We start from the raw sequence: 25,421 nt of genomic DNA on the forward strand, positions 1-25,421 counted from the left end.
CTTACTTCTCTTCCTGGGCTTTGCGGTCCTTTTCCATCAGGTATTCTTCATACGTTGGCGGCAGACTCAATGACTCATCCCACTCCGGCAATACCGGGGACTCGGACAGGGGCATCAACGGGATGCCGTCGGCCGCTCGCTTGAGCTGCTGGGCGCGGATAAAATTGTATTTACGCTGGCTGATTTTGTTCATGGTGACGCCGTCACGGACAATGGTGGGGCGAATAAAGACCATCAGATTGCGTTTACGTTTGTTGGTCGTGGTGGACTTAAACAGGTGTCCAAGGATCGGAATATCGCCGAGCAACGGTACTTTGGAGACACTCTCCTGGACATCTTCGTCGATCAGTCCACCCAGTACGATGGTGCCACCATCATCGACGATGACCGTGGTTTTGATTTCACGTTTGTTGATCGCGATATCCACCGACGTTGCACCGCTGACACTGGAAACCTCTTGCTCAATCAACAGTTGAACGGCATCCCCTTCGTTAATTTGCGGTGTCACTTTCAACTTGGTACCCACTTCTTTACGGTCCACGGTCTGGAACGGATTGGAGTTGGCATTGCTGGCAGTTGAACCGGTAATGATGGGCACTTCCTGACCGACAATAAAGAATGCTTCTTCGTTGTCCATGGTGGTCAGGTGTGGGGTGGCCAGGATGTTCGAATTGGTGTCGTTGCTGACCGCCTGAACCACTGCGCCCCAGCCATCTTCGACCACGCCAACCATGAAGCCATTCAGACTTCCCAGCAAGCCGGCCAGTGAAGACAGGTTGCCTTCGATGGTTTCGGTGCTGGTGACCACTTCACCGTTGGCGGTCACTGTGGTGCGATTAACTTCGCGGTCTTCGGCTTCGCGCAGGGCCACGCCCAGTGAGCCGATGCCGATGTTACCGTTAGTAAACTGTTGTCCACCGCCGCTTTCGGAAGCCCATTGCACGCCCAGTTGCGTTCCGTCACCTTCGAACACTTCGACGATGATGGCTTCAACCTGAACCTGAGCACGTCGCACATCCAATTGGCGGATAACTTCTTCCAGCGAGCGCATCATGTCGGGTTCTGCGGTAATGACCAGTGCGTTGGAATCTTCATGGGCATCGATATTAACGTCTCGGGAAGCACTGCGACGGGCGTTATTACCCGCACCCTTTTCTTCCGCCTGAATACTGGCACTGACACCCTGCAGGACCTTGACCAGATCCTCAGCCTTGGCATAGTTGAGGAAAATCACCCGGGTATTGCCGTTGGTTTCCAGTTCCTGATCCATACGCGAAATTAAGGTAACCAGACGCTGGCGAGCTTTCTGATCGCCACTGACAATCACACTGTTGGTACGATCATCGGCAACTGCACGAGGTTCTGACTTGCCGGTTGGCTGCTTGCCCTGAGACTTGTTAATACTCTCGATAATGCGAACCATTTCACCGGCGGAGGCATACTTCAGTTTAACAATATCAATTTCTTCGTCACCGGCCTGATCCACCCGTTCAATGATTTCCACCAAGCGGTTTACCACTGCCGCGCGGCCGGTCAGCATCATCACATTTGAGGGATCGTGGCTGACCACGTTGCCACCCGCGGCCTGGTCATTCAACTGACGCAGGATGGGGGCCAATTCACGTACTGGCACGTTGTAGACCGGAACCACCCGGGTGATCATTTCATCGCCGTCAAAGGGGGTGCCTTCGACCACCGGAATATTGGAGGTCTTGGCGTCTTTGGAGCGGACGATTTTGAGAATGCCATTGGGCATTTCAACCACCGCGTAGTCATAGACCTGAAGCACGTTGAGAAAGAACTGATAGTACTGTTCCTCATTCAGCAGATCGTAACTGCGTACGCTGATTTTGCCTCTCACATTGGGATCGACAATAATGGTTCGGTTCAGGTTTTTGCCAACAATGTTGATGAATTCGGTAATTTCAGTGTTCTTGAAATTGGGCGAATACTCGGTGGCAGATACCCCGATTGACACACTAAAACAAGTGGCCATCAGTGCGATAGCGAAACGTTGGCTGATGAAGCGGCCGGCTCGTTTCATAAAAATAATCCTTATAACTCTGCGCCCGGTTCGGGCATATCCAGATACAGCGTGAGGAGGTCACCTGCACGATTCACAGTGATCTGTAGCGATAGTGACGTACGCAACATGTTCATGGCTTCCAATGCTTGTTGCGGATCGGTCAAATCAAGGCCGTTAATTTCGGTAATGATATCACCTGACTGAAGTCCTGCAGCCTGAAATAGCTGTGGCTTGCGACCAGGGCTGACTTGGTAGCCAACCAGCTCGCCGTCTTGTTGCTGCGGCGAAATGGCGATGTAATCGGTAAAATCACCGGGGTTTTCCTGTAATTCCCGGGTCGCTTCAGCAGCATCCCGTGACAGGGTTCGATTGACATCCTGTTCGGGCTGTTGCTGACGGGCTGGGTTACTGGGGGTGAAGCTGGGCCGAACAGGCTTGGCGGATGCGCGCTGCGTGGACGGCTTTTCATACTCCAGACCATCGAGCATCAGGGTTTCCCGACTTGGGCCATTCTGTAGGATCACGCGGTCGGCAAACACTTCCTTGAGAATGGCGTTGGTGCCATCAATTTTCTCATTCAGACCATAGGTTGCCTGTGTGCCTCGGTTTTCGATGATTGCCGCGCTCTGGTTACGGGTTGTGGTTGCAACCACACCGTGCAACGTCAGGTTTAGTCGGGTTTGTGGTGCGTCGGTTACAACCGGTTGTGTCGGTTGTTCAACAGCGCTTGGGTCGCCGAACAGATGCAGTCGGTCAATGGCTGCCAAGTCAATACGAGGTCCTGCAGCAGATGTGCGGTTGGACACCGAAGCAGCAGGAGGGGTATTTTGCGCGTCTGGGGTAGGCTCAGGTAGCAGACGCCAGGTCAGCTGTGCGGCGAAATGCAGCAGATAGACAGACAGCACCACGACCACCACAACGTTGATGGGCCGTTGATATTTTTGAATGTGTAGCCATATTGCAGAGAGGTTCTGGCTTGCTGCTGTCATCTGTCGTTATTATCGTATGCTGATTGTAGAGCCCGCCAATGATAACGGCTCGCCAAAAGGGTCACAACACTATTCCTAAATCATTACTAAAAAATTACAATTACCGGTTATGAAAGCAAACCACCCCGATAACACGCACAGCGGCGTGCGCCTCGACAAGTGGCTGTGGGCCGCACGTTTCTTTAAAACCCGGGCATTGGCACGGGAGGCGGTGCAAGCTGGTAAAGTACACTATAACGGTCAGCGCAGTAAGCCGAGTAAACTGGTGGATGTCGGCGCTATCGTGCGGGTTCCTGCGGGATACGACACTAAAGAAGTGGAAGTGGTTCAAATCAGTGATCAACGTCGCAATGCGACCTTGGCGCAAACGCTATACGTCGAAACCGAGCAGAGTATTGCGACCCGTGAGAGTAACGCACAGGCGAGAAAGCTCAGTGCCTTTCACAGTCCTCGCCCGGATGCCAGACCGGACAAAAAGCAGCGTCGCAAGATCATTCAGTTTAAACATCAAGATACATAAGGCACCTCATGCAATCTCAAGACACCTTATATCGCTACCTGTTTAATGACGCCAATGTGCGTGGTGAGCTGGTGCAGTTACAGGACAGCTTCCAGGCGATCCTGGACAACAACAATTACCCTGCACCGATTGCCGAGCTGATTGGTGAGATGCTGGCGGCAACCTGTTTATTGACCGCAACGTTAAAGTTTGAGGGTGAAGTGGCATTACAGCTGCAAAGTGAAGGTGCGGTGAAGTACATCGTCATAAATGGAACGCATGATCAAAAGGTGCGCGGCGTGGCACGCTGGGATGAGCAGTTGGAGACGCTGCCAAGCAGTTTCGACCAACTGTTTTACAAAGGGGTGCTGGTGATCACGATCACGCCAGACAAGGGGGAGCGTTATCAGGGGATGGTGGCGCTGGACAAAGGGTCGCTGGCGGCGTGCCTGGAGAGCTATTTCGAGCAGTCAGAGCAATTGGCCACGCGGGTCATGCTGGCCACCGACCTGAGTACCGACAAACCCCGTGCCGGTGGCATTCTGCTGCAGGTGTTACCCACCTCCAGTGAGGCGACCCAGCGGGCAGATCGTCCGGAGTTTGACCATCTGATGCAACTCACGGACACCCTTACCAGCAAAGAGATGCTGGAGCTGCCCGCCCAGGATGTCCTGTACCGCTTGTACCACCAGGAAACGGTCGAGCTGTTTAGTCCGCAACCGGTGCAGTTTACATGCAGTTGCAGCCGCGAGCGCAGTGCCGCGGCGTTGGCCAGTGTTGATAAGCAGGAATTGCTCGATATCATCGCCAGCGACGGTGACATTAAAATGAACTGCCAGTACTGCCATGCAGAATACCGATTCGATGCCATCGATGTTGAAACATTGCATGCCGGTGGCGAGTTGGGCCCTGATCAGGGCTCTACTGCCCATTAATGACAGTTTGATGCGGTAAAAAAGCGCCTTTAGGCGCTTTTTTTTTGCCTTTCAGTTACGTTCGGATGGGGTGGAATTCCGACCAGAATGATCGAATTATTCAATCATTCTGAGGGATTTAGACCCATGCTGGGGGGTTAATGTAATTTTATTACATATTTATTGAAAGCGTAGTCAGGTGGGGTTTCAATATATTGTGGATGTTTGTTGCTCAAATGCTTAAAAAATGGGACACTTCGCGCCCATCTGAAACCGTGTAATGCATAGTGTAAGTGATGATGGGAGACCCGCGAATGACCACCAACCCTGCCAACCAACTGGTAGATTTATCTGTACAAGAACTGATTGCCCATGCGCTCGAGCGCGGCGAAGGCGAACTGGCCGACAATGGGGCATTGGTGGTGAAAACCGGCGCTCGCACCGGTCGTTCTCCGAAAGACCGCTTTATTGTAAAAGAGCCAGGCACTGAGCATGACATCGAGTGGGGTAACACCAATCGTCCCTTCGACCCGACGGCCTTCGATGTGCTGTGGGACAGGGTTGAACAGCAGTTGTTGTCGCAACCGTATTTTGCTTCTCACCTTCAGGTAGGTGCCGACCCTGAGCATGCATTGCCGTTAGTGGTGCGTACCGAGACAGCCTGGCAGCACATTTTTGCCAACAACCTGTTTATTCGTCCTGAGCAATGGAACCCTCGCAACGAACAACCCTGGCAGATCCTGAATGTGCCCGGATTTGAATGCTTGCCCGATCGCGACGGTACCCACAGTGATGGTACGGTGATCATCAATTTCGCGGCGCGCAAAGTGTTGCTGGCGGGTATGCGCTATGCCGGTGAAATGAAAAAAGCCATGTTCTCGGTGCTGAACTTCTTGTTGCCGGCGAAAGACATTCTGCCGATGCACTGTTCTGCGAATGTCGGCGAGCAGGGTGATGTTACTTTGTTCTTTGGCCTTTCCGGTACCGGTAAAACCACGTTGTCAGCGGATCCGAAGCGCTTCCTGATCGGCGATGACGAACACGGTTGGGCACCGGGCAGCGTGTTTAATTTTGAAGGCGGGTGCTATGCCAAATGCATCGACTTGTCTGAGAAAAATGAACCGGTGATCTGGAATGCGATCCGTCGTGGCGCGATCCTGGAAAATGTCGTGCTGAACGAACATGGTACGCCGGATTATCGCGATGACAGTCTGACACAGAACAGCCGTGCGGCGTATCCGCTCAGCCACATTGAAAAGCGTATTGAAGCCAATATGGCCGGTGAACCTCGCGCTGTGGTCTTTCTGACCTGTGATGTCAGTGGTGTTTTACCACCGGTGTCCGTGTTGTCAGAAGAAGCCGCTGCATACCACTTCCTGTCTGGTTACACCGCCAAAGTGGGTTCCACAGAAATGGGGTCGAGTGCGGCCATTGAGTCTACCTTCAGTACCTGTTTTGGTGCGCCATTCTTCCCGCGCCCTGCGGGTGTTTATGCTGAGCTGCTGATCAAGCGCGTACGTGAATTCGGTGCCAAAGTGTATCTGGTTAACACCGGCTGGACTGGCGGGCCGTTTGGTGAAGGTGAGCGATTCTCAATCCCTACTACCCGTGCGGTGATTGATGCCATCGTGAACAACACCCTGGCCGATGTGGAAACAGAACATCTTGCCGCGTTGAACCTGGATGTACCGGTTGCAGTTCCGGGTGTGGACAGCGCCTTGCTGAATCCACGCAATACCTGGCAAGACAAACAGAAATACGATGATTATGCGCGAAAACTGGCCGCCCAGTTCGCCGATAACTTCGCCAAATATGATGTCTCTGATGCCATCCGTAACGCAGGCCCTAAAGGCTAGGTTACTTCAACGGTAAATCAACCCGGGCAACCAGCCCACCTTCGGGGTGGTTGCTCAGGGTAATACTGCCGTAATGCAAATCTACAATTCGTTTGATGATCGCAAGACCCAGCCCTGAACCCAAAGAGCCTCGTGCTTTGTCACCCTGCTTAAAGGGTTCAAACAACGCATCGACCTGATCCTCAGGGATGCCGTTGCCAAAATCCCTGACCTCAAAAGACACACAACGCTGCTTGGCATTGTGACAGGAACTGACTTCGATGTTACTGCTGCCGTAACGAAACGCGTTTTCAAGCAGGTTTTCCAGCACACGTTTTACTGCAATCCGGCGTAACATGGCTTTGGGCAGCGGTGACAGGTTAAGACAGATAGTGTGTTCTTCTTCGATGTTACGTGCCGCCACAACCTGTTCAATCAACTCATTCAGGTCGGTTGCTTCGCGACGCTCCTGCTGATCCTGACGGACATAGTCGATGAACTGGTCGATGATGTCATTCATGTCCTCAATGTCGTGCACAATACCGTCTTTGATCCAATCCTGATCCTCTGGCAGCATTTCTGTCGCCAGCCGTATGCGGGTTAGCGGTGTGCGCAAGTCATGGGAAATCCCGGCTGTCAGTAACGCCCGATCATCCTCGAGTTGTTTGATCCCTTTGGACATCTGATTAAAAGCGCTGGTCACTGCAATCATTTCGCTGGTGCCTTGCAATTTCAGCGGCTTGGGGAAGCTGCCGCGTCCCACAGCCAGAGCTGCCTGCTGCAACGCCCGCAAGGGTTTGTTCAGACGGTGCACAAACAACCAGCCACCGGCGACACTGAGCACACCAATGACAAGCAGGTAGACGGTCAGCGGCGAAATGTCCGGTTCACCAATGCCGGCCATTGGAACGCTAACCCATACATCAGGATTTTGTGGCGGCTTAATCCACATCCGGTAAGGACGGCTGGGGGAAATTCGTACTTCGGTCGGTCCGCCGAGGTGCTGGCTCAGATCCCGTGAGAAAAATTGATAGTGACGGGCCTGATCCAACCCCCTGTCGCGAGCCTCCTGTTCAGAGTAAACCCGAAGGTCAGAGGCCTTGTAAAAGCTCTCCCGAATGACCGGATCATCACGATCGATACCTTCCAGAAACACCAACTTAATCTGCGTCGCAAGCAAGCCATTGATTTGTTGATAATTAGGCTTGATGAAGTAGTAAGTGACGGACACATAGGACACCACCTGATTGATCAGCAACAACACGCCGATCAGCAGGACGGTTTGCCCAAAGGCACTTTTGGGGAGTAAACGCACAATAACGCCGGTTAGCTTTTTTCGCCGTCAGGCACAAACACGTATCCAAGTCCCCATACCGTCTGAATATAACGGGGGTTTGCGGGATCATCTTCCAGCATACGTCGCAGGCGTGACACCTGCACATCGATACTGCGTTCAAGGGCACTGTAATCGCGGCCGCGAGCGAGGTTCATCAGTTTATCGCGGGATAAGGGTTCTCTGGGGTGTGTGACCAGCGATTTCAGCACTGCAAATTCGCCACTGGTAAGGGTCAGGGGCTGACCGTCGGCACTCATTTCGCGGGTAGCCAGGTTGAGCCGGTACTTGCCGAACGCCACCACCTGCTCTTCCATGGATGGCGCACCGGGTGCTTCGCTGGTTTTGCGTCGCAGGACTGCTTTTACCCGTGCCAGCAGTTCGCGGGGGTTGAACGGCTTGGGCAGATAATCATCGGCACCCATCTCGAGACCAATGATGCGGTCCACTTCATCCCCTTTCGCGGTCAGCATGATGATCGGTAAGGCACTTTCTTTTTGCCGCAAACGGCGGCAGATGGACAGACCATCTTCACCGGGCAGCATTAAGTCCAACACCATCAAATGGAAGTTTTCGCGCTCCAGCAAGCGATCCATTTGCTCGGCATTGGCGGCGGCACGCACCTGAAAGCCTTGTTCTACAAGATAGCGCTCCAGCAAGCTACGCAGGCGCATATCATCATCTACTACCAGTATTTTTGGGGTTTCTTGTCCCATACCCGTGTTCCTGAAAACCTCTGACGACTTCACTATATGTCATTGTCGCACAATGCAAAAGCATCTGCGTGCAAGACAGGTTTTGAGGATTGTTACAAAGTTTGTCGTGCGTCGGGTCAGGGGACGACTGTTGCCTCAATCGGGACTGTCTCTGAGGTGATGATCGCTGGCCAATCCCAGGTCTTGCATGATCACATACAGGCAGGGGATCACCAGCAGAACCAGAAATGTTGATGCTGCAATTCCGAAAATAAGACTCACCACCAACGGTTGCAATACCTGTGCTTGGGTACTGGTTTCGAGAAGCAACGGGAATGTGCCGGCGATGGTGGTGGCACTGGTGATGAAGACCGCTCGGAACCGATCCCGTGAGGCATGTACTGCGGCGATATGCGCGTCCAAACCCCGCTGCATGTGGTTTTTAATAAATGTCACCAACAGAATCGAATCATTCACGACAATGCCGGCAAGGGACACAAAGCCGATCATGCTTGGCATGGTCAGATCAAAGCCCAACAGTGCATGCCCGATGATCACGCCGATAAGTGCCATCGGAATGGCGAGCATGACAATGACCGGCTCCAGATAGCTTTTAAACTGGAAACTGAGAATGATAAAAATTCCTACCAGACCCAGCAAAAACGTGCCACCGATAGAACGTGCGGTGGTTTGTCCTTCTTTGCTTTCACCTTCAAATTCGATACGCAAATCTGGGTATGTGGACTGTTGCTCAGCCAGTGTACCGGAAAGCAAATGTGCGAGAATTTCCTGTGTATTGCCCCGTTCACTGTCGACATCACCAATCACCGTGATGGTACGTTGTCCATCGATGCGGTTGATACGGGACGGCCCTCTCTGATAGTTAAAATCGGCCAGCGCGGACAGCGGAATTTGGGTGCCGTCGTTCAGCGTAATCGGGTAGTTGTTCAATTGCTCCAGATTCATCCTGTCCGAGGCTTGCAATTGAATGTACAACTCCAGTTGTTCGTCGTTATGCTGTAGATCATCGATTTTATAGCCATTGAACGCACCCCGTAACTGTTGTGCAATCTGGCTACCGTCAACACCCAACGCCAGCAGGCCGGGTTTCAGGGCCAGGCTCAGCTGTTCCGGCCCTAAGCGGGTATCAGCCAGCACATTGTGCACCCCATCATAGGTGACTATCTTTGAAAGTAATTGTTCACTAACGTTTTGCAGCATGCGCATATCTGTGGCTTGCAGACGGATCTCTATTGCCCGACCGGCCGGGCCAAACGTGGGTTCCGTAAACGTCAGTACCACCGCTCCGGGAATTTCACCGACTTGTTGTTGCCATTGCTGCTTGATCTCAGCCAAGGCCTGTTGACGCTCGCCGACGCCGAGCAAATCCAGTCGCACCAGAGCAAGGTGTGCGCCGCTGTCAAAGGCATCAGGGTTTTTGCCGTACTCAACGGTCAGGTGCTGGATCAGAGAGCTTGACTGTGCTGAGCTATCGGCCCATTCATTCAGTCTTTTTGCCCCTTCAACAATACGATCAACCGCTTGCTGGGTCAGTCCGTGTGAGGTGCCTGGTGGCATGATCAACCGGGCCTCGAGGATATCCCCTTCCGTTGCGGGGAAGGCTTTGAACTTAACCCAACCGACACTGACCAGCGTCAGCGCGACAAACAGGCTCGCGATCACGGCACCCACAAAGGCATAGCGATAGCGAACGACACTCTCTGTGATAGCCAGTAAGCGGTGCTGACGAAAGGCATCGAAGCGTTGAATAAACCGGGTCTTGAAAGCGGCCTGTGGGCGCTGGGTCTGCTTGTCGTTTTGCATCGCATGCAGCAGATGGTGAGGCAGTATGAAAAACGCCTCTATCAGAGATACCGACAGCGTCAGTAACAGCACAATGGGAATGTCTTTCAATACTTGTCCGATGTCACCGGCAATAAATGCCAGTCCGGCAAATACCGCGCAGGTGGTGAGGTACGATGACAGCACGCCTGGAAAAACAGCCCGCACCCCGCTGACCACAGCATCCTCCAGCCTGCCGCCCCGGTCGATTTCGGCGGCAATGTTTTCAGCAATCACGATGGCGTCATCCATCAGGATGCCGATGGCCATGAGCATGGCCACCATGGAGATCATATTGATGCTGACGCCCAGCATCGACATGCAGAAAAAAGCACCAAGAAAAGCGACCGGCAGGCCCATGGACACCCAGAAGGCATAGCGCCAGGCAAAGAACAGCCACATCACTGCAAACACCAGCACAAACCCTTGTATGCCGTTCTCTACCAGCATGGACAATCGTTCGGCGATGATCGTAGAGGTGTCATTGGTCAGGGTAAAGGTCACGTCGTCCGGCGCTGTTGCTGACAATCGGGTGACAAAATCGCGCACTTCGTCAACCAGTGTCAGGGCATCCTGATGCTTGCTTTTTTCGATGATCAACAGCGCGGCACGTTGGCCGTCAATCGTGGTGAATATGTCTTCCTGCTCAAAGGTGTCTGTCACGGTAGCGATGTCACCCAGGGTGACAGTACCACCGTCGGCACTGCTGCCGATAGGAAGCTGTGCGAGGTGTTGCGGCGTGACGGCCTGTTGATCGAAGCGTAACAACAGTGTTTGTTGATGGCTTTCCAGCTTGCCGCTGGGCAACAATACGTTCTGATCTGCCAGTCTGGCCTGTAACTGACGCATGCTCAGGCCATACTGGCGCAATTTGCGCAAGGACACGTTGACCACCAATTGATGATCGGAAAAACCCTCCAGGCGAACCTGGGAAACGTTGGTGTCTCTTTCCAGGGCGTCTTTCACCGTTCGAGCGTAGGAATACAGGGCGCTGGGTGAGCGCTGTGCCGTGATGGCGAGGTGGATCACCGGATCGTTGCGGCCGAGTTCCTCTACCACCGGCTTCTCGGCGTCGTGGGGAAATTCGGTGATCCCATCAATGGCGTTTTTGGTGTCTGCCATTAAACGTGAAATGTCACCGCCTTCCTGTAATGTTACCGTCGCGATCGCCATGTCCTGGCGCGCATCACATTGGACTTCGTCAATCTGGTCGACGTCATCCAGTGCATCCTCAATCGGTAAACACAATGCACTTTCGGCGTCTTGTGGCAATGCGCCAGGGTACAGCACTGTGATGCCCACCTTTTGTGCGGAGAATTCCGGAAAGGTTTCCCGCTTTAAAGCGGATATTTCGCTCAGACCCAGAAAAACGATAGCAATCATCAACAGGTTGGCAGCCGTTGGGTGCAACGCGAAAAAGCGGATCATGGCTGAGCGTCCTGCTGTGTAGCGACACGCACGGACATGCCCTGACGCACATTCAACAGGTCACTGATAACGATGCGATCGCCGTTTTTCAGGCCCTCGGCGATGACGCTGTTTTGCTGTTGATGGTAGGCGACGGTAACCGGTACGACAACAATGCGATTGTCGTCGTCGAGGCGATAAACCATGCCATCGTGGACGACACGGCTTGGCACTGATAACACGTCACGGCTGGGTGCGGACACCGATACCTCAACGAACATGTCCTTGACCAGTGGCGGCGTTTCTCCGGGCTCGAAGTGGGTGAAATCGTTGTGCACCGTGACGGTGATGCCAAGGGTATTTGACTGGGGGTCGATGCTGTCGGCCAGACGTTGCACCGTGGCGGGCCAGGAAAAGCGCGTATTGTCGACCATCAGATTGACAGTAGCGCTTAAGCCGAGGGTGGAGATGTCCGGTAAACCCAGCGGGGAGCGGGTGGCAGTCAGGCCGCTTGCCAGTTTACGCATGTCAGACAACGCAAGGTTCGCAGTAACTTCCATGGTCGTGATGGCATGACTGGTGAGCAGTGACTGTTGCTGAGATACCACTTGATCCTGGTCTACATTGACCTGACCAATCCGACCATCAAAGGGCATGATAATGTGGGTTTTTTGCAGTGCCCGCTCGGCTTCTGCGACACGGGCTCGTGCTACGTCGATATTGGCCGAGGCCACAGCCATATCGGTGGGGATCAGATCGAGCCTGCTCTGGATATCCCATACCGCACTGTCCTGTTGCAAAACCCGGCCTTTTTGCGCTTCGACTTCGGACGCTGATACCAACCCTTTTTCAAGCAGATCCTGTTTGCGGGCTAATTCGTCCTGCTCAATGGCCAATCGGTGTGACGCGATTGCCAGGCTTTGTTGATAGGACCGTTGGTTGACATCGACCCTGGCCCGTTCCAGTTCAGCACGTTTTAGGTTTGCTGTGGCTTGAGCGAGGGCCAGTTCATAGTCGGCTGGGTCGATGGTAAGTACCTCTGTTCCGGCCTTGATCATATTGCCCTGTCGTAATGCCGGATGCCTGAATATGATTTTGCCGCTGACATCGCTGACCGCGTGCCAACGGTCTTTGGGTTGTACCCGACCAAAACCACTGATGGTGGGCTGAACAGGTGCCGTTGAAAGGGTAGTGACCTCAACCAAGGGGGCTGTCGTTGTGGGTTGTGATTGACCCGGGCCCGGACTCAGCCAGCGACTGATGGCGAAAATACCCAGTCCCAGTAGGGCCAGTATCACCAGCCAGCGCTTGTTGTGTAATCTATCAAAGGTCATTGCTTACTCGTGAATAAAGTAGTCGCTCAATAGCTGGGCATAGAGTTGGTACAGCTCGGTCAGCAGTCTATTGTCGAGCGGTTGGTGGTTGAACTGTTCGAACACATCTTTCATCAGGATTGGCATCACGGCCAACGACATCGTGCTGAGCAAGATATGCGGCGCTGGAACGTCTGCGGTTATTGCGTGCTGCTGTTGGTACTTCTGCAACAGACCCAGCAGAAAACCCGCATTGGGTTTGATCACATTGTCGATGACGACCTGGCGTCCCTGTCCCTGATTGAACACCAGTTCGCGAAAAATCAGCTGTGGTAAGGCCGGCATTTCCGTGACCAGGCGCTGATAGGCGGTCAGTAAGCTGCTGAATGGGTTTTCATCGGTGGTGTCGAGATGCTGTTGGATGCCATCGCGAAAGGTCTTCGCCACATCTGCCAGCATGTGCTGGTACAGGCCCTTTTTGTTGATGAAGTAGTAACGAATCAATGAGGCATTGACGTTGGCGTGCTCTGCCAGCATACGGGTGGTTACCGCAGGGTACGGATGTTGGGTAAAACACTGTCTGGCCGCCACAAGCAAGGCTTGACGGGCATCCTGACCTGATGCTCTTGGCCTGCCCCGATTAGGCTTGGAAGGGATTGGTTTATTCATCATACGGTGAATTAAAGGCGAAACGGGCGCACATTGCGACCTAAATAATTCGCCAAAATCCCGACTTTGATGAATTAGGCCGGCACGCTTTCCCGATGAGAGGCGTGTTTCAGCTTAGCTGCCGAGTATTTTATGCATAACCCAGTTGGTGTGCAGTGCACTGTCCGCTGTGGAGGGATGGGGCACCTGCCTGAACAAGTGGTCGGCCATGGCCTGCACGTGGTTGCCCTGGATGGGCATGGGTTTGGTCATGTCGACGCTGTGGCTATCTGTAGCGGTATAAAACTGCGCAGGAGATTCACCGAAAACACTGAAGGTCAGGCTGCCGCTACTGCCGTCAATGCACACTTCATCAACCTGTCGGTGACTGGCAAAGTTCCAGTTGCCACTACCGGTAGGGCCACTGGCATGTTGCCAGCAGCCGGTAACGGCATCACAGGCGCTGTACAGTCCTTGTTGGTTGGCGGTGATGCCGTGGGCCTCAATCACCGGCCCGAGCAGCCAACAGAGCAGATCCAGGCCGTGGCTGGCCAGGTCATCGAAATAGCCGCCGGGTGCGATGCGACGGTCTGTGCGCCAATTATCGCTGCCAGCAGTGTCATGGGCCTTGGGTGGGCGACTGTAGTGCCAATGTACGTGGCGTATCTCGCCGATATAGCCTTCATTGAGCAGCGCTTTGACACGCTGAAACCCGGGCAGAGAACGGCGGTAGTAGGCCACAAACAGGGGCAGCTGTTGTTGTTGAAAGGCCCGTTGCATGCGCAGGCACTGTTGATAAGAGACCGCCATTGGCTTTTCCACACAACAGATCTTGCCGGCTTCGGCCACTGCCAGCGCATATTCACAATGACTGTCCGGTGGGGTTGCGATGTAGATGGCGTCGAGCGCCGGATCATCGATCAGGGCATCGGCGTCTGTATAAGCGCGGGGGACATTGTGGCGGCGGGCAAAGTCGGCTGCTTTGCCCGGCGTGCGGGCCATCACGGCGTCGAGTCGAAAACCCTCGACCTGTTGATAAGCCGGACCACTTTTAACCTCTGTGACATCCCCGCAACCAAGAATGCCCCAGCGAATTGGCGGTTGATAACGGCGCATGCCTCAGCGCTCGGTTACCCAATCCATCTGGAAGCCGGCGCGGCGCTTTTTATCCAGCAACTCCTCGATCAACGGCGACAGGATCAGTTCCATGGCCAGACTGATTTTGCCACCGGGAACAACCAGCGTGTTGATCCGGGACATGAATGAACCATCAATCATTTGCAACAGATACGGGTAGTCGACGTTTTTCATTTCACGACGAAACCTTACGACCACGAAACTTTCATCCTGGGAGGGAATTTCCCGGGCGCTGAACGGATTGGACGTATCCACGGTAGGAACACGCTGGAAATTGACGTGGGTTTTCGAAAACTGTGGGGTAATGTATTTGAAGTAGTCATCCAGGCTACGCACGATGCTGCTCATCACCGCTTCCCGGGAGTGACCGCGATCGGTGGTGTCGCGAACGATTTTCTGGATCCACTCCAGGTTTACGATCGGCACCATGCCAACCAGCAGATCGACGTGCTTGGCCACATCCGCTTCGTCGGTGACAACACCACCATGCAAGCCTTCATAAAACAGCAGATCGGTGTTTTCCGGCAGGTCCTGCCAGGGGGTAAAGGTTCCGGGCATCTGATTAAATGGCACGGCTTCATCAAAGCTGTGCAGGTATTGTCGATGTTTACCGGCGCCGGTCTGGCCGTATTCAACAAACAAGGACTCTAACAGCGAGAAATCGTTGGCGTTGGGACCAAAGTAACTGATATGCCGACCTTGCTCCTGCGCTTTGCGGATTTCCACTTCCATTTCCGGACGGGTATAGCGGTGGAAACTGTCACCGGCGACCACCGCAGCATTGATCTTGAGATTGCGAAAAATATGTCGAATCGCATTGGTCGTAGTGGTTGTACCGGCGCCGGATGACCCGGTGATGGCAATGATGGGGTGTTTTACAGACATACTGTTCGCTTAGCATCGACAGGAAGGCTATTTATAAACAGCCCCTTGACCAAGGTCAAGGTCACCAGCAACGGATGCGTCCGATCCTTGTTTTCTGATGGATAAACTAACATAGTACCTGTAAGCGCGTTTGACCAAAAGACTTAGCATGTATATTCAGTTGTTTATCGGCACGCTGGCCATTACCTCGACCATTGTCGTGCAGGTCATTGTCATGCGTATCCTGGCCGAATTTTATCGCCGTCACCAGCACTGGCTAAGTACCGGTCCTGAACACATGCGCACGACCATTGCGATGATCCTGTCGGTGCTCTGGCTGGTGGTTGGGATCACCATTAACACCTGGGGCTGGGCGTTTATTTTTCTGGCTATCGACGAGTTTCCGGACATTGAAACCGCGCTGTATTTTGCAATCTCGTCCTTTACTACGTTGGGATACGGTGACCTCATTCTGTCCCATGAATGGCGAATTTTGGGGGCACTGAGTGCCGTGAATGGCTTGATCGTATTCGGACTCAACACGGCATTCCTGCTCGAATTGATGATTCGGACCTGGGGTCGTCGCGCCGGTATGTAAGGGGGAAATACCATCGAACCGTCCACAGAGATCGTCGTGTTGGATACCGAATTTACTGCCTGGCCGGGCTCGATGGCGCGCAATTGGCGTGGCGACAATGAACACCGGGAAATCGTCCAGATAGGCGCCTGCCGTTTTATTGTCACGGCCACCGGGGCCCGCCCTGGCGCGACCTTCAATGTCTTGATAAGACCCCAGCGTAACCCCCAGTTGAGTGACTACTTCGTGAAACTGACGGGAATTGAGCAGGCGATGATCGACAACATGGGGATTGATTTTCCATCCGCCTTAAAGCAGTTTCATGACTTTACCCACCAGGGACAATTAGCGTGTTTTTGCTGGGGTAATGATGTTGATGTGCTGGCCGAGAATTGTCGATTGCACGACATTGCTATGCCGCCGTTTCGTCAATGGCGGGACCTGCGTCAATTGGCACAGTCGCATGGGGTCAGTGCGTCGCACAATGACAGTGGGCAGCTCGCTCAGGCATTGGGGATACCCTTGCTCGGGCACAACCATAACGCGCTGTTTGATGTGCGCAGCATCGGCGCTGCCCTCAACCATTGGTTGGTCGAGGGCGAACTGTCGGTGTCGGGGCTTATTGCTCGCGACGAATAGCCCGGTAGGCGATATCGTTGCGGAAAAACATGCCGTTCCAGTCAATGGTTTTGGCCAATGCGTAAGCCTGTTGTTGCGCTTCGGTGACGGTGTTGCCCAGTGCTGTGGCACACAGAACGCGGCCACCATGGGTGACCACGGCATTGTTGTCATCCAGACGTGTGCCGGCATGGAACACCTTGCCATCCAGCGAGGCTGCGCTATCCAGCCCGTGAATGGTATCGCCTTTTGCGTAACTGCCGGGATAGCCACCCGCGGCCAATACCACACCAACGGCAGCGCGAGGGTCGAACGCAATGGATTGCTGATCAAGCTTACCGTCGATGGCGGCCAGACATAGCTCAACCAGATCCGATTGCATGCGCATCATGATTGGTTGTGTCTCCGGATCACCAAAACGGCAATTGTACTCAATGACTTTGGGGGTGCCATCGGCAGCAATCATCAGTCCGGCGTACAGAAACCCGGTATAGGGGTGGCCTTCACTGGCCATGCCCTTAACAGTCGGCATGATCACTTCGTCCATAACCCGCTGGTGGATGTCTGGTGTTACCACAGGGGCGGGTGAATAGGCACCCATGCCGCCGGTGTTCAGTCCGGTATCACCATCGCCAACACGCTTGTGATCCTGGCTGGTGGCAAACGGCAGCACATGCTCACCGTCAACCATGACAATGAAACTGGCTTCTTCACCATCGAGAAATTCTTCAATCACCACGCGGCTACCGGCATCGCCAAAGGCATTGTCAGCCAGCATGTCGCGAATGGCGGCTTCGGCTTCCGCCAGGGTCATTGCCACGATGACACCTTTGCCAGCGGCAAGGCCATCGGCTTTGATCACGATCGGCGCACCCTGTTGATTGACATAGTCAAGCGCTGCATCAATGTCAGTAAACGTCGCATAAGCCCCGGTCGGGATGTTGTGACGGGCCAGGAAATCTTTCGTGAAGGCTTTGGAGCCTTCCAGCTGGGCCGCGCCCTGACGGGGGCCGAAGATTTTCAGTCCGGCCGCTTCAAAACGATCCACAACCCCTTCGACCAGAGGCGCTTCCGGGCCGACGATGGTCAGGTCAATGCCGGTTTGCTGCGCAAACGCCAGCAAACCATCGATGTCTTCTGCACCGATTTCCACGTTTTCCATGTTGGGTTCAAGGGCTGTTCCGGCATTACCGGGGGCAACATAGACGTTGTCGGTCAGCGGCGATTGAGCGGCTTTCCAGGCCAGTGCATGTTCGCGGCCACCGCCGCCAATGATCAGTATCTTCATCATGGTGTCAGGATCTTTTGGTTTAAGGTTTTACAAATTTCAGGGTCATGCGATCGCTCTCGCCTATGGCGAGGTATTTATCACGATCGGTGTCTTCCAGCATTAACCGCGGCGGCAGTGTCCAGACGCCTTTGGGGTGATTGTGCTGGTCGAGTGGATTGGCATTCACCTCACTGCTGGCAAGAATTTCAAATCCTGCCTGCTGGGCCATTTTGACCACATAGCTGGTTTTCATGTAGCCCGAGCGTTGCTGCCATTCATCCGGCTGATCTTCCGCCAGGCGGTGCTCTACCACACCCAGAATGCCGCCGGGTTTAAGGGCTTTGAAAAATGCCGCAAAAACGCGCTCAATGCCTTCATCACCGTGACGCATGTACCAGTTGTGGACATTGCGAAACGTCAGAACCCGGTCGACGGTACCTGCAGGTGCGAAATCCAACGCATGGGCCGGATCGAAACTGGTCAGTTTAACCGCCTGATAAACAGGATCCGTTTCAATACGTTGGGCAAAGCGCTCCCGTGACTGACGAAAATAATCGCTGCTGTTTTCGTCAACGTGGAAATGGGCGGCGTACAACGCACCTTCGTCCTTCAGTAAGGGAGCCAGAATGTCTGTGTACCAGCCGCCACCCGGTGAGATTTCCACGACGGTCATGTTGGGTTGGATATCAAAGAAACGCAGGGTTTGTTGTGGATGGCGGTATTCGTCGCGCAAACGCGCTTCGCTGCTACGATGTTCACCGGCAACTGCATCTTGCAGAGGATCTGCCTCTGTGGGTGAAGTCCAGGCAGCTAAGAGCAGCATCGCTGTGGCTGTTATCCGGATCATGAGAACTCCTTGTCATAAAAGGCATAGGTAAGGTGCGCCACGTGATGCGGCACACCTTGCGTGGGCATTAATGACGGAAGTGTCGCATGCCGGTGAATACCATGGCAATGCCATGTTCGTCGGCTGCTGCAATCACTTCTTCGTCACGCATGGAACCGCCTGGCTGGATGACCGCAGTGATACCGGCCTGCGCTGCGGCGTCAATGCCGTCACGGAACGGGAAGAAGGCATCCGAAGCCATCACCGAGCCTTTGACTTCGAGGTTTTCATCGGCGGCTTTGATACCGGCAATTTTGGCTGAATAGACGCGGCTCATCTGGCCTGCACCGACACCGATGGTCATGCCGTCCTTGCAATACACGATGGCATTGGACTTGACGTATTTGGCCACTTTCCAGGTGAACATCAAATCATTCAATTCCTGTTCGGTTGGCTGACGTTTGGTGACCACGGTCAGATCATCCATCTCCACCATGCCAAAATCACGTTCCTGCACCAGCAAACCACCATTGACCCGTTTGAAGTCGTAGCCTTCGGTCAACTGACCCTGCCAGTCGCCACAGGCCAGCAGACGGACGTTTTGTTTGGCTTTTACCACCTCAGCTGCGGCATCACTGACCGATGGGGCAATGATCACTTCAACAAACTGACGTTCGATGATGGCGTTGGCTGTCGCTTCGTCCAGTTCGCGGTTGAACGCGATGATGCCACCGAAGGCGGATGTTGGGTCAGTTTTGTAGGCGCGATCGTAGGCCTCCAACAGAGTGTTTCCGAGAGCGACACCACAGGGATTGGCGTGCTTCACGATCACACAGGCAGGTTGATCGAACTCTTTGACACATTCCAGCGCTGCATCGGTATCAGCGATGTTGTTGAAAGACAATGCTTTGCCCTGCAACTGGGTTGCTGTGGCGACAGAGTTTTCCTGGATGTCATTTTCAACGTAGAAGGCTGCCGCCTGGTGGCTGTTTTCGCCGTAGCGCAGATCCTGCTTCTTGGTCATCTGAACATTGTAGGTACGCGGAAATTCGCTGTGGTGATGATCACAGTCGGCTTCACAGTCATGGCTGTCCAGACGTGCGCCAAAATAGTTGGCAATCATGCCATCGTATTCAGCGGTATGCTCAAAGGCTTTGATGGCGAGATCAAAGCGGGTGTCGTAGTTCAATGAACCCTGGTTAGTTTTCATTTCTTCCAACACGCGGGCATAGTCAGCAGCATTCACCACAATGGTGACATCTTTGTGGTTTTTAGCCGCGGCACGGACCATGGTGGGACCGCCAATATCGATGTTTTCGATGGCGTCTTCCATGCTGCAGTTTTCATTCGCAACGGTCTGCGCGAACGGGTACAGGTTGACTGCGACCAGATCGATGGGCTGAATGGCCTGCTCAGCCATGACACCTTCGTCCTGCCCTCGACGGCCCAGAATGCCGCCGTGTACTTTGGGATGAAGGGTTTTAACCCGACCATCCATGATTTCCGGATGGCCAGTGTAGTCAGACACTTCGGTAACCGGCAGGCCGGCTTCAGCCAACAGCTTAGCGGTGCCCCCAGTGGACAATAGTTCAACGCCCATGCCGACCAGTTGGCGGGCAAAATCGACGATACCGGTTTTATCGGAAACGCTCAGCAGGGCGCGGCGAATGGGTTTTGGCGTGTGCATAGATGTTCTCTCAATTGGTTCCTGACCAAACAGTCAGCTTGGTCGAAAACAAAAAGAGCACCCTGGGGTGCTCTTTGTCATTCAATCTAACGTCGGCTTAGTTCATGCCGTATTGCTTCAGCTTCTTACGCAGTGTACCGCGGTTGATACCCAGCATGATTGCTGCACGGGTTTGATTGCCACGGGTGAAGGTCATGATTTCTTCCAGCAATGGGGCTTCCACTTCTGCCAGCACCAGCTCATACAGATTTTCGATGTCGGTATTGTCCAGCTGCTTCAGGTACTTGTTCACGGCTTGTTTAACAGAATCACGCAATGGCTTTTGAGCCTGGGTTTGCGAAGGTGTAGTTACCGTGGTGGTAAAAGGAGAAGTCACATTTTGTTCGAACATAAACATCTTGCTCTTTGGTTAATGAATACTATGCAGCAGGCGACATGTGCCCGGAGGCGTCGTCTGCCATCTTGTCGAAATAGCGATTTAATGCATCCAATTGCTCATTGGCATCATCGATGGCATTAAACGTGGCGCGAAACGTACGTTCCTTATCGTGTTCCGCGATATACCAACCCACATGTTTGCGGGCAATTCTTACTCCCATGGGGATCCCATAAAACCCGTGAACCCCCTTGACGTGTTCGAGCATCACTGCCCTGACTTCCGCCAATGCCGGCGCAGGAAGTAACTCGCCGGTTTGCAGATAATGTTGAATCTCGCGGAATATCCAGGGATTGCCCTGCGCACCCCGTCCAATCATCAACGCATCTGCCTGGGTGTAGTCCAGTACCTGTTTTGCTTTCTCGGCACTGGTAATATCACCGTTGGCAACAACCGGTATCGACACCGCTTCCTTGATGGCGCGAATGGTGTCGTATTCCGCGTTACCTTTGTACATGCATGCCCGTGTTCTGCCGTGTACGGCCAACGACTGAATGCCGTTGTCTTCAGCAATACGGGCAATATCCACACCGTTGCGGTTTTCCGTGTCCCAGCCGGTGCGAATTTTCAGGGTCACCGGCACATCAACCGCGGCAACAACCGCTTTGACAATGTCGGTAACCAGTTCCGGAAACTGCAGCAATGCAGACCCGGCCAGTTTCTTGTTTACCTTTTTGGCAGGACAGCCCATGTTGATGTCAATAATTTGCGCGCCATTATCGACGTTCAAACGCGCAGCATCAGCCATTAACTCGGGATCGGCACCGGCAATCTGCACGGCGCGTAAACCTGACTCTCCGCGATGGTCCATTCGTTGACGTGACTTGACCGAATCCCAAACCCTGGGATTTGATGACAGCATTTCTGATACCACCAGGCCTGCACCCAGCCGCTTGCACAATTGCCGGAATGGCCGGTCTGTTACACCTGCCATTGGCGCCAAAAAGAGGTTGTTATCCAGTTTGTAAGGGCCAATCTGCATTACGTCCTCGGCGGCTAAAATCGTGCAAAAAATGTCCACTTCGCGAAAAAGGGCGCTAATCTTACGGTTTTTTGACCCGCTTGAAAAGGCTAGAAATTAAACAAAATTTGACTTTATTTGACCTCAACCTATTGACAGCGCAGTCATGGTCAAAAAAGCCCGGAGTAAGTGTTTGTTTTTCACAACAAATTGACAATCAAATCGGCAGTCCAAGGGATTAAACGATATGACGGGTGCCTGAGACTCTGGCCCAGTCTCCCTCGATGGCAACCGGTTCCAGGTCAAAATCTTCACTGTACAGTGTGGCGATTTCATCTGCCTGCGTGGCCAGAATACCCGACAGCACCAACCGTCCTCCCGGGCGGCAGTAGTTAGTGATCACTGTGCGCAGTTCACGCAGTGGACCGGCCAGAATGTTGGCCAGCACCACGTCGCCTTGCAGGTCGGGTTGATCAGCAGGTAGAAATACCGCCAGTTTATCCTCGACGCCGTTACGCTGGGCATTGTCGCGACTGGCAAGCAGGGCCTGTGGGTCAATGTCGATACCGATCATACGTTTGGCCCCCAGTTTGAGTGCCGCGATACCGAGGATTCCGGAGCCGCAGCCGAAATCAATCACAGTAGTGTCATGTAAGTCCAGCCCGTCCAGCCATTGTAAACACAGGTGGGTTGTAGGGTGGGTACCCGTGCCGAAGGCAAGTCCAGGGTCGAGCAGTACGTTGACTGCATTCGGGTCGGGGACATCACGCCAACTGGGACAGATCCACAGTCGTTGCCCACACTGGATGGGGTGAAAGTTGTCCATCCATTCCCGTTCCCAGTCTTTGTCTTCAAGGCCATCCAGTCGGTACGCAAACCCTTTACCGAGCACTTTGGCTTTCTGCAACTGCTGGATAACCTGTTGCATGTCATGCTCCGCGTCGTATAACCCGACCACTTGCGTGTCTGGCCACAACATGACTTCGCCGGGCTTAGGTTCATACATCGGGGTGTCTTTGGCATCGATGAAGGTGACGGCTTGTGCACCATTGGCACTGAGCAGATCGCCGATATGCTCGGCCTTTTCTGCTTGCGTATCGATTTTCAGTTGGATCCAGGCCACAGGGATTCTCCGCAAAAATTTTGCGCAAGTATACAGGAAAAACACCGGTCTAGTGGGTATGCTATAGAAAGGCGCTGTCATGCTTTGCTGGCATGGGTATGCACCGTGAAGCAGACAGAGACTAGGGAGTGTACATGGTCAAATTTTTGCGGACCCTCGTTCACCTGTGGTTGTGGGGGCATATTGCCGTTGGCGGAATGCTCGTCGTTGAGGCAAAAAATCTCGACGTGGCGGTGGGCTGGACCAAGCCGCCGTATGTGATTGCCGATGGCAATACAGGCTTTGAGCTTGATTTAGTGCGCTCGGTGTTTCGCAGCATGGGGCATGACATTACCCCGATTTATGTGCCCTTTGGCCGCTCTCAGACGATGCTAAAAGAAGGTATGGTGGATCTGACGTTGACCATGACCGAGCAAATGGGGATTCCGTCAGCGCAGTTAAGTGACGAATACGTGGTGTACCAGAACGTCGCCATCAGTTTGAAATCCTCCAAGCTGGCTATCGACTCGATTGAGCAGTTGCATCATCACACCGTGGTTGCGTTTCAGAATGCCTCTTTGGTGTTGGGTGATGAATATCGTCAGGCGGTGGAGCAAAGCCGTTTGTACATCGAGTTGCCCGAGCAGCGTCGACAGGTGGAAATGTTGTTGATGGGCAATGCTGCGGTGGCCGTCATGGACATCAATATTTTTATCCATTTATCACGGGTGTTGACCGGTGAGAACCAACTGTACAACGTGAATGTGCACAAACTGTTCCCTGCTACCCCCTATCGGGTTGGGTTCAAAGATGCGGCCCTCAAAGAGGCGTTTAATCTGGCACTGGCCCGCTTTATGGCGTCAGACCAGTACCAGTGGTTGAAATACAATTACGCCTTCTATGACGCCCGCAATGCCGCTGCAGGCGTTAACGAGGCACAATAAAGTCGCGGATATCCTGCACCAGTGCTTCCAGTGACGGCTGGTGGATGTACATCATGTGCCCGGCCTCGTAGTACTTCATTGTGACCCGCTCAAGATCAATGCCGTGGTGGTTCATGCTGTGCTCCGTGGCAAAAAACGGCGTTGCCAGATCGTAGTAACCATTGGCCACAAATACCCTGAAGTCTTTGTTCTGGCGCATGCCTTTGGCGATAAAGGGCGTGACGTTCAGGAATCCCTGTTCGCGGGCCGTGCGGGCATATAACCAATTCCAGTTCATAAACACCTCACCACTGAGGATGTGATACGGCTCCTCTCGTTGTACATTCAGGTCGGCAGCAAGGTATGCCTGAATCGCCGCAGTGTAGGCGCCATCAATGGCGTACGAGGATGGATCGGCTTCAAACCGCTCGCGCACGATACTGGCATCTTCACCCAGGTAGCGGCTGTCCAGGCGGCCAACCACCTGACCACGGTCGCGGAGCAATTCTTTCATAAACAGAAATTCATTAACCCGCAGATTGGATTGGCGGATGTAGTCGGGCTTCAGGCCGGTAAACCGGTGCAGTTTGTCGACCACATTGTTCACTTGTGCTTCGCTTGCCAATGCACCTTTTAACAAAACGGTGGCGTAGTCTTCCAGGGCAAATTGGCGCACGTCCTGCAGAAATGCCTCCAGACTGCTCCATTGATCCTTGTTGGCAATGGCATTGTGGTACCAGGCGGTTGCTGCATAGGTCGGTAAGAAGGTGATGTACGGCGTGTCATTGCCTTCGGTGAAATCACCGGTCTGAAAATCAAGGATCGACGAAATCAGCAGCACACCGTTGAGATCAATTGAGCCCCAACCTTCCTGCAGTTCGCGCACCAATGCTCCAGCCCGGGTTGTACCATAGCTTTCGCCTGCCAGGTATTTGGGGGAGTTCCAGCGCTGATGCTGAGTAATATACACGCGGATAAACTCAGCCAGGGTTTCGGCGTCCTCTTTGACCCCCCAGAACGCCTTTCCTTCATACTCGCCGAGTGGTTTGGAGTAGCCGGTGCCGACCGGATCAATGAACACCATGTCGGCCACATCCAGCAGACTCAGTCGATTGTCTTCTACCGTGAAGGGGGCAGCACCGACCCGTTCTGCATCACTGGGCAACACTACACGTTTGGGACCAAAGATACCCATGTGTAGCCACACAGACGATGAACCTGGGCCACCATTAAAGACAAATAACAGGGGGCGCGCCGGGCTGTTGTCAGCGTCAGTACGGGTATAGGCGATACTGAAAATGCTCGCTTTAGGGTTGCCCTTGTCATCTTTCAGGTAGGTATCGCCGGCGGTGACGCGATATTTAACCGTGTCGCCGTGAAATTTGCCTTTGTGTTCAGACACCGAGACTTGCGGATCGGCAACCGGGGCTGGCGGTGTTTTTGTGTCTTCGGCCTGCGCCAGTGCTGTTGCTGCGGTTAGCAGCAGACCTAGGGTAAGTTGTTTCAACATAGACGTTTC

The 25,421-nt window shown here is 53.6% G+C and carries 22 protein-coding genes; 6 read left to right on the plus strand and 16 right to left on the minus strand.

The window, feature by feature from the left end; translation table 11 throughout:
• Nucleotide 1: 1 nt before the first annotated feature.
• Together gspD and gspC are read right to left on the minus strand one after the other, a co-directional pair.
• A complete protein-coding gene (gene gspD / locus LJ739_RS12410; protein WP_229161206.1) occupies nucleotides 2-1,996 on the minus strand; it encodes a type II secretion system secretin GspD in 1,995 nt (664 codons plus the stop codon).
• A gap of 59 nt (nucleotides 1,997-2,055) precedes the next feature.
• Nucleotides 2,056-3,015, minus strand: coding sequence for a type II secretion system protein GspC (gene gspC, locus LJ739_RS12415; RefSeq protein ID WP_229160950.1), 960 nt, complete (start codon nucleotides 3,013-3,015; stop codon nucleotides 2,056-2,058).
• A gap of 109 nt (nucleotides 3,016-3,124) precedes the next feature.
• Here gspC and hslR point away from each other — a divergent pair, with 109 nt between their 5' ends.
• The 3 genes from hslR to LJ739_RS12430 all read left to right on the plus strand — a co-directional run bounded on the left by hslR (nucleotide 3,125) and on the right by LJ739_RS12430 (nucleotide 6,284).
• Nucleotides 3,125-3,535: a ribosome-associated heat shock protein Hsp15 gene (gene hslR / locus LJ739_RS12420; protein ID WP_229160952.1), complete on the plus strand. Its 411-nt coding sequence runs from the start codon at nucleotides 3,125-3,127 to the stop codon at nucleotides 3,533-3,535.
• 8 nt (nucleotides 3,536-3,543) lie between these two features.
• Nucleotides 3,544-4,449, plus strand: a complete 906-nt coding sequence (gene hslO / locus LJ739_RS12425) for an Hsp33 family molecular chaperone HslO (RefSeq protein ID WP_229160954.1) — start codon at nucleotides 3,544-3,546, stop codon at nucleotides 4,447-4,449.
• A 293-nt stretch (nucleotides 4,450-4,742) separates the two neighbouring features.
• On the plus strand, nucleotides 4,743-6,284 hold the full coding sequence (locus tag LJ739_RS12430) for a phosphoenolpyruvate carboxykinase (protein WP_229160956.1): 1,542 nt from the start codon (nucleotides 4,743-4,745) through the stop codon (nucleotides 6,282-6,284).
• Between the two features lies 1 nt (nucleotide 6,285).
• Here LJ739_RS12430 and envZ read toward each other — a convergent pair whose 3' ends face one another.
• From envZ to LJ739_RS12465, 7 genes are all read right to left on the minus strand, one after another.
• Nucleotides 6,286-7,578, minus strand: coding sequence for a two-component system sensor histidine kinase EnvZ (gene envZ, locus LJ739_RS12435; RefSeq protein WP_229160958.1), 1,293 nt, complete (start codon nucleotides 7,576-7,578; stop codon nucleotides 6,286-6,288).
• Between the two features lie 11 nt (nucleotides 7,579-7,589).
• Entirely contained in the window at nucleotides 7,590-8,312 is a 723-nt protein-coding gene (gene ompR / locus LJ739_RS12440; protein WP_229160960.1) for an osmolarity response regulator transcription factor OmpR, read from the minus strand.
• Nucleotides 8,313-8,447: 135 nt separating this feature from the next.
• Entirely contained in the window at nucleotides 8,448-11,561 is a 3,114-nt protein-coding gene (locus tag LJ739_RS12445) for an efflux RND transporter permease subunit (protein WP_229160961.1), read from the minus strand.
• Nucleotides 11,558-12,874, minus strand: a complete 1,317-nt coding sequence (locus tag LJ739_RS12450) for an efflux RND transporter periplasmic adaptor subunit (protein ID WP_229160962.1) — start codon at nucleotides 12,872-12,874, stop codon at nucleotides 11,558-11,560. The genes LJ739_RS12445 and LJ739_RS12450 overlap by 4 nt, the downstream gene beginning before the upstream one ends.
• A 3-nt stretch (nucleotides 12,875-12,877) precedes the next feature.
• Nucleotides 12,878-13,525, minus strand: coding sequence for a TetR/AcrR family transcriptional regulator (locus LJ739_RS12455; protein ID WP_229160963.1), 648 nt, complete (start codon nucleotides 13,523-13,525; stop codon nucleotides 12,878-12,880).
• A gap of 111 nt (nucleotides 13,526-13,636) precedes the next feature.
• Nucleotides 13,637-14,617 carry a Gfo/Idh/MocA family protein gene (locus tag LJ739_RS12460; RefSeq protein WP_229160964.1) on the minus strand — a complete coding sequence of 327 codons (981 nt, stop codon included), beginning with the start codon at nucleotides 14,615-14,617 and terminating at the stop codon, nucleotides 13,637-13,639.
• Between the two features lie 3 nt (nucleotides 14,618-14,620).
• Nucleotides 14,621-15,523 carry a phosphoribulokinase gene (locus tag LJ739_RS12465; protein WP_229160965.1) on the minus strand — a complete coding sequence of 301 codons (903 nt, stop codon included), beginning with the start codon at nucleotides 15,521-15,523 and terminating at the stop codon, nucleotides 14,621-14,623.
• A 148-nt stretch (nucleotides 15,524-15,671) separates the two neighbouring features.
• Here LJ739_RS12465 and LJ739_RS12470 point away from each other — a divergent pair, with 148 nt between their 5' ends.
• Nucleotides 15,672-16,100 carry an ion channel gene (locus LJ739_RS12470; protein ID WP_229160966.1) on the plus strand — a complete coding sequence of 143 codons (429 nt, stop codon included), beginning with the start codon at nucleotides 15,672-15,674 and terminating at the stop codon, nucleotides 16,098-16,100.
• A 36-nt stretch (nucleotides 16,101-16,136) separates the two neighbouring features.
• Nucleotides 16,137-16,718, plus strand: coding sequence for a 3'-5' exonuclease (locus LJ739_RS12475; RefSeq protein WP_229160968.1), 582 nt, complete (start codon nucleotides 16,137-16,139; stop codon nucleotides 16,716-16,718).
• On the opposite strand, the gene purD is transcribed toward LJ739_RS12475, so the two are convergent.
• From purD to prmA, 6 genes are all read right to left on the minus strand, one after another.
• On the minus strand, nucleotides 16,699-17,985 hold the full coding sequence (gene purD, locus LJ739_RS12480) for a phosphoribosylamine--glycine ligase (RefSeq protein ID WP_229161208.1): 1,287 nt from the start codon (nucleotides 17,983-17,985) through the stop codon (nucleotides 16,699-16,701). The two genes, LJ739_RS12475 and purD, sit on opposite strands and share 20 nt — an antisense overlap.
• A gap of 22 nt (nucleotides 17,986-18,007) precedes the next feature.
• The gene (locus LJ739_RS12485; protein ID WP_229160970.1) at nucleotides 18,008-18,814 is read right to left on the minus strand and encodes a class I SAM-dependent methyltransferase; all 807 of its coding nucleotides are present in this window, start codon (nucleotides 18,812-18,814) and stop codon (nucleotides 18,008-18,010) included.
• A gap of 67 nt (nucleotides 18,815-18,881) precedes the next feature.
• Entirely contained in the window at nucleotides 18,882-20,480 is a 1,599-nt protein-coding gene (gene purH / locus LJ739_RS12490) for a bifunctional phosphoribosylaminoimidazolecarboxamide formyltransferase/IMP cyclohydrolase (RefSeq protein ID WP_229160972.1), read from the minus strand.
• 97 nt (nucleotides 20,481-20,577) lie between these two features.
• Nucleotides 20,578-20,871, minus strand: a complete 294-nt coding sequence (gene fis / locus LJ739_RS12495; protein WP_229160973.1) for a DNA-binding transcriptional regulator Fis — start codon at nucleotides 20,869-20,871, stop codon at nucleotides 20,578-20,580.
• A gap of 28 nt (nucleotides 20,872-20,899) precedes the next feature.
• Nucleotides 20,900-21,898, minus strand: coding sequence for a tRNA dihydrouridine synthase DusB (gene dusB / locus LJ739_RS12500; RefSeq protein ID WP_229160975.1), 999 nt, complete (start codon nucleotides 21,896-21,898; stop codon nucleotides 20,900-20,902).
• Between the two features lie 217 nt (nucleotides 21,899-22,115).
• Nucleotides 22,116-23,000 (minus strand): 50S ribosomal protein L11 methyltransferase, encoded by an 885-nt coding sequence (gene prmA / locus LJ739_RS12505; RefSeq protein ID WP_229160977.1) that lies wholly within the window; start codon nucleotides 22,998-23,000, stop codon nucleotides 22,116-22,118.
• A gap of 134 nt (nucleotides 23,001-23,134) precedes the next feature.
• Between prmA and LJ739_RS12510 the strand changes: the two genes are divergently transcribed.
• A complete protein-coding gene (locus LJ739_RS12510; RefSeq protein ID WP_229160979.1) occupies nucleotides 23,135-23,923 on the plus strand; it encodes a substrate-binding periplasmic protein in 789 nt (262 codons plus the stop codon).
• On the opposite strand, the gene LJ739_RS12515 is transcribed toward LJ739_RS12510, so the two are convergent.
• Nucleotides 23,907-25,412: a S10 family peptidase gene (locus LJ739_RS12515; protein WP_229160980.1), complete on the minus strand. Its 1,506-nt coding sequence runs from the start codon at nucleotides 25,410-25,412 to the stop codon at nucleotides 23,907-23,909. The two genes, LJ739_RS12510 and LJ739_RS12515, sit on opposite strands and share 17 nt — an antisense overlap.
• Nucleotides 25,413-25,421: the final 9 nt, after the last annotated feature.

Origin of the sequence: Fluctibacter halophilus (assembly GCF_020687825.1) — a bacterium.
GTDB lineage: Bacteria > Pseudomonadota > Gammaproteobacteria > Enterobacterales > Alteromonadaceae > Fluctibacter > Fluctibacter halophilus.